This window comes from Streptomyces sp. A0642, from assembly GCF_004795105.1.
Classification (GTDB): domain Bacteria; phylum Actinomycetota; class Actinomycetes; order Streptomycetales; family Streptomycetaceae; genus Streptomyces.
The window spans coordinates 1-5,078 of sequence record NZ_SSBL01000056.1 but is presented as its reverse complement, the minus strand read 5'-3'; the positions used below and the strand labels follow the sequence as shown (position 1 = coordinate 5,078).

Here is a 5,078-nt window from a genome sequence, read left to right as displayed (position 1 = left end):
CCACCTCCGGCTCACCCGAAGCCAGCACCACACCCGCCACATCCCCGAACCCACCACCCGCAGGATCCACATCCACCAAAACGAACCGGCCCGGATTCTCCGCCTGCGCCGCCCGCACCAAACCCCATACCGGCGCCTGACACACATCCACACCCACATCACAACCCGTAGCGACCGCACCACGGGTCACCACCACCAACGGACCCGCCTCCTCACCCTCCAGCCAGCCCTGGACCGCCTCCAACACCCCGCCCAGCACCGACCGCACACCCCCCACCGGATCAACCGGGTCCACACCCACCGCCGGCACCGGCACCTCGAACACCGCCGCCTCAACCGGACCCTCCACGACCCCAGCGGTCACCAACGACCGCCACACCACCTCATGCAACCCACCGCCCTCACCCGCACCAGCCAACTGCTCCACCGACACCGGACGGGAGACCAACGCTCCTACGGTGAGTACCGGTTGACCGGTCCCGTCGGCCACCAGGACCGACACGCTGTCCTGCCCGGCCGGTGCGATCCGGACGCGGAGAGCCGATGCGCCGGCCGCATGAAGAGCGACGTCGGTCCAGGCGAAGGGCAGGACGGTCGATTCGTCGGTCCGTGCCCCGTCATCGATGAGCGCCACGTGCATGGCCGCGTCGAGCAGAGCCGGGTGCAGACCGAAGCGCTGGGCGTCGTCGTGTGCCGCATCGGGCAGGGCAACCTCCGCGTACAGCTCCTCCCCCGAGGTCCAGGCCGCCTTGAGCCCCTGGAACACCGGCCCATAGCCGTAACCTCGTTCCGCGAGGAGTTCGTAGGCCCCCTCGACACTGATCGCCGCAGCACCCTTCGGCGGCCACACGGTCAGGTCCGCAGCCGGGGCCTCGGCACCCACGGCCAGCACGCCTTCGGCGTGACGCGTCCAGGGAGCGTGATCGGCGCCCTCGCTCCGTGAGTACACGGTGACCGAACGCCGCCCCGTCGAATCGGCTGCTCCGATCGCAACCTGAACCGCGACGCCTCCCTGTTCGGGGACGACGAGCGGCGCTTGCAGGGTCAGCTCTTCCAGAAGGGCGCAGCCGACCTCATCGCCTGCTCTGACAGCGAGCTCGACGAAGGCTGTGCCAGGCAGGAGCACACTTCCCAGCACGCCGTGATCCGCGATCCAGGCCTGGTCGGTCAGAGAGATCCTTCCGGTGAGCACCGTCTCGTCGGCCTCCGCCAGCGCGACAGTCGCGCCGAGGAGGGGGTGATCGGTCGTGCCCAGGCCGAGCGAAGCGGGGTCGTTGCCGCCGAGTTCCGCTTCCATCCAGTAGCGCTCACGCTGGAAGGCGTAGGTCGGCAGGTCGACGCGGCGGGCTCCCGAACCCTCGAAGAACCGGGACCACTCCACCGCGACCCCGGCCACATGCAGCCGGCCCAACGCCGTCACAGCCGACACCACCTCCGGGCGGCCCTTGCGCACCACCGGCACGAACACCGAGGCGTCCGCGTCCACCGACTGCTGCGCCATCCCGCACAGCACCCCGTCCGGACCCACCTCGACGAACGACGTCACACCCCGCGACGCGACGAACGACACCGCGTCCGCGAACCGCACCGCCTCCCGCACATGCCGCACCCAGTACGCCGCCGAACCCCAGCCCTCAGCCACATCCCCGGACACACCCGACACCACAGGAATCGACGGAGCACCGAACGACAACCCCGCCACCACCGCCCCGAACTCCTCCAACATCGGCTCCATCAACGGCGAATGGAACGCATGCGACACCCGGAGCACACTCGTACGGCGGTCCTGCGCCTCGAACACCGCGACCAGCTCACGAACCGCCGACTCCGTACCCGAGACCACGACGGACCGCGGACCGTTGACCGCCGCGATCCCCACCGCACCGTTCAGCAACGGAAGGACCTCGGCCTCCGTCGCCTCCACCGCCACCATCGACCCACCCGCCGGCAACCCCTGCATCAACCGACCACGCGCCACCACCAACTCAGCAGCATCAGACAGCGACAGAGCACCGGACACATGGGCAGCCGCGATCTCACCCACGGAATGACCCACCAGGAAGTCGGGACGCACTCCCCACGACTCCACCAACCGGAACAACGCCGTCTCCACCGCGAACAACCCGGCCTGAGCGAACATCGTCCCGTTCAGCAGACCGGCGTCCTCACCCCACACCACCTCACGCAACGAACGACCCAGGCGCGTGTCCAACTCCCCGACAACCCCATCAAAGGCTTCGGCGAACACCGGGAACGCCTCATACAGCTCCCGGCCCATCCCCAGCCGCTGCGCACCCTGCCCCGTGAAGAGGAAAGCGACCTTGCCCGCCGGACGTGCCGTCCCCCGCACCACCGACGCCTCAACCCCGCCCTCGGCCAGCGCGGTCAGGCCCCGGACCAGCTCCTCACGATCGGCCGCAGCGACCACCGCACGATGCTCCAGCACCGCACGCGACACCACCGACGAGAACCCGACGTCCAACACAGACGCGGCATCTCCTAGCTGGCTCAGCAGCTTCCCGGCCTGCGCAGACAGAGCACTCTCGCTCCGCGCCGACAACACCACCGGCACCACCGGCAGCTCCACGAAAGCGACCGCCTCCGGCTCCTCCACCACCGGAGCCTGCTCCACGATCACATGCGCGTTCGTCCCACTCAGACCGAACGACGACACCCCCACCCGACGCGGACGATCCCGCACCGGCCACGCCCGCGACTCCGTCAACAACTCCACCGCACCCGCCGACCAGTCCACCTGCGGCGTCGGCACATCCACATGCAACGTCCTCGGCAGCACGCCATGCCGAATCGCCTGCACGGCCTTGATGACCCCACCCACACCAGCGGCGGCCTGCGCATGCCCCAGGTTCGACTTCAACGACCCCAGCCACAACGGATCACCCTCCGGACGACCCTGCCCATACGTCGCCAGCAACGCCTGCGCCTCGATCGGATCACCCAACCGGGTCCCCGTCCCATGCGCCTCCACCAGATCCACCTGGTCCGACGAGATCTGCGCATCAGCCAACGCCGCACGGATCACCCGCTGCTGCGCCGGACCGTTCGGAGCCGTCAGCCCATTGCTCGCACCGTCCTGATTGACCGCGCTCCCCCGCAACAGGGCCAGGACCGGGTGGCCATTACTGCGAGCGTCGGAGAGCTTCTCCAGGAGCAGGACGCCTGCCCCCTCCGACCAGCTGGTGCCGTCGGTGGAGCCTGCGAACGACTTGCAGCGGCCGTCCTTGGAGAGGCCGCCCTGCCGGCTGAACTCGACGAAGACCTCAGGCGTCGACATGACCGCCACGCCTCCGGCCAGCGCCATCGAGCACTCGCCCGAGCGGAGTGCCTGAGCCGCCAGATGCAACGCCACCAGGGACGACGAGCACGCCGTGTCCAGCGTCATCGACGGCCCCTCGAAGCCGAAGACGTACGAGACCCGGCCCGACGCGATGGAACCCGTAGCACTGTTGTGGGCGTAATCGTGGTACATCATCCCGGCGAATACGCCGGTCTTGCTGCCCTTCAACGTGGCGGGATCGATTCCGGCCCGCTCGAAAACCTCCCACGAGCATTCCAGCAGCAACCGCTGCTGGGGATCCATGATCAGGGCCTCGTTCGGACTGATCCCGAAGGGGGCCGGGTCGAACGTGTCCGCAGAGTGGAGGAATCCGCCCTTGTTGACATAGCTGGTGTTCGGGCGCCCGCCCTCCGGGTCGTAGAGGGAGCCGACGTTCCAGCCACGGTTCTCCGGGAATTCGGATATGGCGTCCACACCGTCGTTCACCAGCTGCCACAGGGCCTCCGGTGACTCGACACCGCCCGGAAAGCGGCAGCTCATCGCGACGATCGCGATGGGCTCGCGGGCCACAGCGGAAAGTTTCCTGTTGTGAGCCCGCAGACGGTCGTTCTCCTTGAGCGACGCCCGCAGCGCGGCGACCAGCTTCTCGTCGGAATTACTCATCGGGGCTCTCACATTCCCTGGATCGCGTCGTCAAGGCCGGAACCGTCGAGAGCCATGCTGATCAGACTCTCGGCATCCATCGAGTCGATGGATTCGGGCGAATTCCCGTCTGTGCCCTCGCCCGGGTCTCCCGGCTCGTCGTGGGCACCGGCGAGTTCGAACAGGACTTCCATCAGTCCCGCGTCCCTGAGACGGCTCAGGGGTATTCCCTGCAGAATGCGCCGGACCCGCTCCTCCCCGACGGCCTCGTCGTCCGTCGGTGCGTCCGGACTCAGTTCCTCCGCGAGGTACTGGGCGAGCGCCCGGGAGTTCGGGTAGTCGAAGACCAGGGTCGCCGGCGGGCGCAGTCCCGTGGCGTGGGCCAGCCCGTTACGGAACTCCACCGCGGCCAGCGAGTCGAAGCCGAGTTCCTTGAACGCCCGGTCCGGTTCGATCGCCGAGGAACCCGCGTATCCGAGAATGGCGGCCGCGTGCGCGCGTACGAGGTCCAGAACCTGGTCTGCGCGCTCCTCGTCGGTCAGGGCGTCCATCCGCCGACGGAGCGCCGCCGCACCGGACGCCGCCTCGGTGGTGCGGGGGCCACTCGGCCGTACCAGGGTCCGGAACAGATCGGGCAGGTCGCCGGGGTCCGGAGCGCCCGTTCCGCTGAGTTCGATCCGCATGGTGACGAGTGCCGGCCCGCCGGCGGTCTCGGCCGCGTCGAAGAGGGTGGTCCCCTCGTCGGCGGACAGGGGTGCGATGCCTGTCCGGCGCATCCGCTGGGAGTCCGCACTCTGCAGGCTGTCCGCCATCCCTCCGTCCACCCACGGTCCCCAGGCGAGGGACTGAGCCGGGAGCCCTTCTGCTCTGCGGTGCGTGGCCAGCGCGTCCAGGAACGCGTTCGCCGCGGCGTAATTGCCCTGACCGGGATTGCCGATCACCCCGGCAGCCGAGGAGAAGAGGACGAAGGCGGCGAGGTCCATGCCACGCGTCAGCTCATGGAGGTTCAATGCCGCGTCCACCTTCGGACGCAACACCGCCCCCACCCGCTCCGCCGTCAACGAACCGATCACCCCGTCATCCAGCACACCCGCCAGATGCACCACACCCACCAACGGCCGATCCACCGGAATCGCAC

Annotated in this window: 2 protein-coding genes; both read right to left on the bottom strand. The window is 68.8% G+C overall.

Annotated features, from left to right (window positions below; translation table 11 throughout):
• Positions 1-3,961 (bottom strand): type I polyketide synthase (locus tag E6R60_RS36260; protein ID WP_136330993.1); only part of this gene is annotated, 3,961 nt, incomplete at its 3' end.
• Between the two features lie 8 nt (positions 3,962-3,969).
• Positions 3,970-5,078, bottom strand: a 1,109-nt coding sequence (locus E6R60_RS36255) for a beta-ketoacyl reductase (protein ID WP_136330992.1), incomplete at its 5' end; no start/stop codon positions are given.